This window comes from Bradyrhizobium sp. CCBAU 11357 (genome assembly GCF_028128865.1).
In the GTDB taxonomy this organism is placed as follows: domain Bacteria; phylum Pseudomonadota; class Alphaproteobacteria; order Rhizobiales; family Xanthobacteraceae; genus Bradyrhizobium.
The window spans coordinates 1-5,020 of the sequence record NZ_LBJW01000056.1; the positions used below are offsets into that span (position 1 = coordinate 1).

Genomic DNA, 5,020 nt, shown 5'->3' on the forward strand with positions numbered 1-5,020 from the left:
TCCCACCATGTGCGCTTCCGATGTCACAGCCACCCTCGACCAGGCACTCGCCGCCTCCGGACTTGCCAACATCGCCGTCGCGCACCGGCCAAGGCTTCTCAGCGACAATGGCTCGAGTTACGTGGCAGACGATCTGGCCAAGTGGCTCGACCAGAAGGGCATGCAGCACGTGCGCGGCGCTCCGTACCATCCTCAGACCCAGGGAAAGATCGAGCGCTGGCACCAGACCTTGAAGAACCGCATTCTGCTCGACAACTACTACCGGCCCGGCGACCTCGAACGGCAGATACGGGCCTTCGTCGAACACTACAATCACGTCCGCTATCACGAGAGCATCGACAACCTCACTCCTGCCGATGTCTACTTCGGCAGGGCTGAGGCGATCGTCGCCGAGCGAAAACGCATCAAGCGCAACACCATCGCAAACCGCCGCTTGCAGCATCAATTGCAAGCAGCTTAAACTCCAACCCCTGATGAGCCAGAGCCTCTCTTCGCGAAAAGCCTGATCAGTCTCAAATTATCTGACGACGGACAATTCCCCGAAAAGAAGCGAGGGCCGGAGGGGCCCTCATAGTCAGGAGGAAGCAGCAATCCAAAAAGCTCGATGGCATTTTCCTAAGACATGGTGGGCATGACGAATTCGGCACCGGCTCGTATTCCGGTTGGCCAGCGGCTGGTGACTATCTTCATTCGAGTATTGAAGCGGACGCGTTCAGGGCCGTGCATGTGGTGGTCGCCGAAGATCGATGCTTTCCATCCACCGAAGGAGTGAAAGGCCATCGGCACCGGAATTGGAACGTTAATGCCGACCATCCCCACCTTGATCTGATGGGCGAATTCACGCGCGGCATCGCCATCACGCGTGAAGATGGCGGTACCATTGCCAACTTCGTGTTCATTGATCATGCGCGCGGCTGTCGCGTAGTCCGGCGCTCGAACGACTGACAGCACCGGTCCGAAGATCTCTTCCTTGTAGATCTTCATGTTCGGCTTGACATGGTCGAACAGGCTTCCGCCCACGAAGAAACCATTTTCGTAGCCCTGCATCCTGAACTTGCGTCCGTCGACCAGCAGTACAGGTGCTGCTTCGTGACGAGAGGCCCCATCTCCGCTTCGCGGTCGGTACCCGGCCCGACCTTCAGGCCTCGGACCTTGGGTTCGAGCGCAGAGATCAGCTTATCCGCCGTCCCCTCGCCGACCGGCACGGCAACCGAGATCGCCATGCAGCGTTCGCCGGCGGAGCCGTAGGCGGCCCCCATCAACGCATCGACCGCCTGATCCATGTCGGCATCGGGCATCACAATCATGTGGTTCTTGGCGCCGCCCACCGCCTGGCAGCGCTTCCCGGTGTTCGCGGCCGTCGAATAGATGTACTGCGCGATCGGCGTGGAGCCCACGAAGCTGATCGTCGAAATATCCGGGTGATGCAGCAGTGCATCGACAGCTTCCTTGTCGCCTTGCACCACGCTGAACACACCGTCCGGCAGACCCGCTTCCTTCAACCACTCCGCCATGATGAGCGACGGCGATGGGTCGCGCTCAGATGGCTTCAGAATGAACGCATTTCCGCAGGCGAGGGCGACCGGGAACATCCACATCGGAACCATGACAGGGAAATTGAAGGGTGTGATTCCGGCGACAACACCGAGCGGCTGGCGCGTAGAATAGCTGTTCCACGCTTTACCCTGCCCTTTTTTAGCTTTATGATCCTACCTCCGGTTGCATACTCTTCCCGATTTCGCCCGATATTGTTTCAATAGTCATTGTTCGAGGCAGTAATGAGTAATCGACGTCAGGTTTACAACTATTCGGCTATTCTGCGTTAACGGGTCGAGGGGCTTATCGCACTATTTGGGGAACTGCAGGCGCTCCGGCGACGCCTGCGAGCCGCTAACGCGAGAAGGATTGGTCGGCGTACAGAACGCCGCGCGGAGAAGAAGAGTTGTTCGGCGGTAACAGCTCCCGTTCAATGCAACGATCGCCCGTCCCCGCTTCGAATTTGATACGAAGCCAGGTCACGTCCCTTCACGAGCAGCTGCCGTCTGCAGCCATTAGCCGGAATACCGAAGCATTGTAGCAACAGTTTCCCGGCACTTTGACACCAGTGCGCGATTCTTAATTTGCGCCGTGTGGGCTACTCAGACCTGCTCTCTGTACGAAGAAGACAGAATGGGGCGGGGAATGATTGTACGCGCGGCGGCCATTGTTGCGTTGCTGCTGATGCCGCTGGGGTCGAAGCCTTCACTTCGCGTCACCACAGGCCCACAACTCGCATATCTTGCAGCGAGGTCAGATACTACATCGCGAAATATTCGGCACCGGTGGCCGAGATGTACGCTCATAATCGCGGCGCTACCGACGCACAGTTCGAACGGGCGCAACGTTGCGGGCCTCAAACGAAACTACGGAAACCGACCGACCACACCCTTATACCTGAAGCCGTACATCGGCTCCCCAATGACATGATGTCTGCCGCTCACTCCGAAGCTCGACCAAACGCCGAAAGGGCTCTGTTTTGCAAGCCGCTGCGGATGGGACTTACGTTAACCCAAGATCTCACGTCAGAAGCAAATGACTTTATCGCACCGCCAGATTTGCCCCCCATGGCTGCCTAGGTCTGAGCGAATGGTCATCCCCGGCGGGGCGCAATACCGGGATTTTTCCATGTCCGGTTATTTGCGATTGTGCTTCGTCAGCCTCGTTCTTTTTGAGACTTTTCAACGGCTTCTGCATCCGCCAATCCTCTTGCGGAATCTCAATCCTCTTGCGGGACTCTTCAATACTGCTGCACGCAAACCTCCACCGACCTCTCCGACGCAAGCGGAATGGGTGGGACCTGGGCAACTCGCCCCCGCTCCGGCGGCCAGCATTGCGTCTATCGGTGGAGAGGCACCGCAAGTGCCGGTTCCTAACCGAGGGTACCGCGAAGGTGAAAAAGACCGCACGGCGGCGCATGGGCAAAGATAGCACCGCCAGCTTAAACGAGAGCGGGACCGCGCGGCCCAGGAGAGCCGAATCCTTGATGCGGGAGCGGAGTTGCTGCGCTCCGCACCGGCCGCGCCTTCTCAGCCGCCTCACGCCGAGGTTAAGGTAGCTGATCCTACGTCCGATCTTGTTCCGGACACCGCTGTCATGTCGGCGGCCCCTATCTCTGCGCAGGCCCATCGGCCCACGCCCAGCCAGGTCGATGTTGAGCAACTTCTCGCGGCCGCGCCGGCAAACGATGTGACGACTTCGTACGAACCTCCGAGCATGCCGATCGGCTTACGCTCGCGGAGGCTGATAACGAGGCGGCGAGCCGGACGGCAACTTCTGCTGATGATGCTGGCGATTCTCCATCTTAAGCTCGAGCCGCTCGCTTCGCCACGCGGTGAGATTGCGATGCTGAAGCGCGCTACACTGGGCAGGATACCTGACGCGCCGTGTGACGGAAAGAGTCCAGGCGACGGTATAGCCAAGTGGCCACACGTACAAAGGTTCCGCGCGTCTGCGCTTACTTTAGGCGCTGCTTTACACCAACATTCGACTAGGATGACAGGCTCCTTTGGGATGGGACTGTCATCATGCGGTACAGAGTGCTCGTGGTGGACATCAGCAGGCGAGTGATATGCGCCGCGAAGCTCGACTGCGTCGATGAGGAGGCTGCGAGATGTCGGGCCGAGCAAATGTATGGCGAGCACGACGTTGAGCTTTGGGAAGGGGATCGGCTCGTTGCCGTTTTCCCAAGTACAACGCCGACTGAAGATCGGTGCGACCGCTTGTCCTGATTAGATTGTCCGCCACGCCGCCAAGTTTAGGTGTGTACTCATTGCGCGGCCGAACGATGACGTCCGATTACCCAAAAAACCGTCCGATCAATCTCGTAATTGAGGTTAATGGACGTCTCGGTCCAACTCTCGCAACAATCGATGCAGGAAGTCGCTGGCGTGGTTGTATTGTGCGCCGCCGTCCAGGATCTGATGAGCCAGTGGTGACATTATGTTGCCAACGGCCTCAGGGCCAATCAGCTCGGTCCGTGACGACCACAACTCCAGCAGCCCGTCCGGGATGTGGTCGCTCGACCCAAATAGCTGCAGGAGCCCGGGCTTCGGCGACAGCGTGTGATCATGGTGGGCCTTGGCCGCATAAAAGGCGAACAAGCCACGAAAGGCGTCACGGGAAACGGAAGGCTTAGCCATCGCAATGTCCCCCACAGAATCCTTCAAATGAATTTGCTTAATTGGAGCTGAACGGAAGCTATTCCTTCGAAATCCTCACACGAAGAAGATTCTACAACGGATCGGGAAAAAGCGGCAAGCCCTTAATCCATGTTAGATAGGACGTATTGAAACCAGGCGTTGTTCTAGTTGTAGAAAAGTTACCGTTGTTAGCGTGCGGTTCACACTCAACAAAACGTCTGCTTTCATGGGACGGTGCTCTCGGCGGCTCCGCGGCCGTGTGCCGCTCAGCCGTCCGAAGCCGGTCGTCCCTAGCCCGTTCCCGCTTTCCGCCGGAATGGCGCCCCTAGACGACCATGACCATTCCACCGAGCGCATAAGCATCACGAAGGGAGGCCGACTCCAGCGCAGTCAGGTCCCGCAATGCGAGGCAATGGTCTGAGGAAGCCAGAAGAGCGCTCCAGAACTTTCGCAGACCAGGAAGAACAAGAATGCAGAAATCAGCAGCGCTTTGCTGCAAACGAGGCGGGACCATAGATTGGGTCTGCGCGCCTGCTCTTCGCCAGCAGCTCGCCAAGATGCGCTTCGCTTCGGGTCGAGGACTTCGGAGAATGCGTTGCCGTCGCCAGTCAGGTTCATCATCTCCAGGCCGGTGGTGGTAAGTACTCGAGACCAACCTTACGCCCGCGCGAGACTCCAGCAATACTCAGGGTCATGGATCCTGGTCCCGGTCGGCCGATATACGCCGTGCAGCTTAACCGCTTACTTCACGCCGTCGACGATCCAGTTTCAGCCTTCCCGTTTTCTTTCTTTCCGCGGAATCGCGATAGCTTCCTCGCTCAGATAATACCAAGCCGTGGTGT

Annotated in this window: 2 protein-coding genes and 1 pseudogene; 1 reads left to right on the forward strand and 2 read right to left on the reverse strand. The window is 58.2% G+C overall.

Annotated elements, in window-relative coordinates; translation table 11 throughout:
- A partial coding sequence (locus tag XI05_RS09140; RefSeq protein ID WP_271500776.1) for an integrase core domain-containing protein occupies nt 1-460 on the forward strand: 460 nt, incomplete at its 5' end.
- Between the two features lie 155 nt (nt 461-615).
- Here XI05_RS09140 and mmsA read toward each other — a convergent pair.
- Both mmsA and XI05_RS09155 read right to left on the reverse strand, forming a co-directional pair.
- Nucleotides 616-1,670, reverse strand: a pseudogene (gene mmsA / locus XI05_RS09145) (CoA-acylating methylmalonate-semialdehyde dehydrogenase); the annotation flags it as partial.
- Nucleotides 1,671-3,872: 2,202 nt separating this feature from the next.
- On the reverse strand, nt 3,873-4,178 hold the full coding sequence (locus XI05_RS09155; protein ID WP_271500778.1) for a hypothetical protein: 306 nt from the start codon (nt 4,176-4,178) through the stop codon (nt 3,873-3,875).
- Nucleotides 4,179-5,020: the final 842 nt, after the last annotated feature.

What these genes read in the sequence shown, in the direction of transcription:
- XI05_RS09155 (WP_271500778.1), bottom strand. Translation starts at nt 4,178, where the DNA reads ATGGCTAAGCCTTCCGTTTCCCGTGACGCCTTTCGTGGCTTGTTCGCC.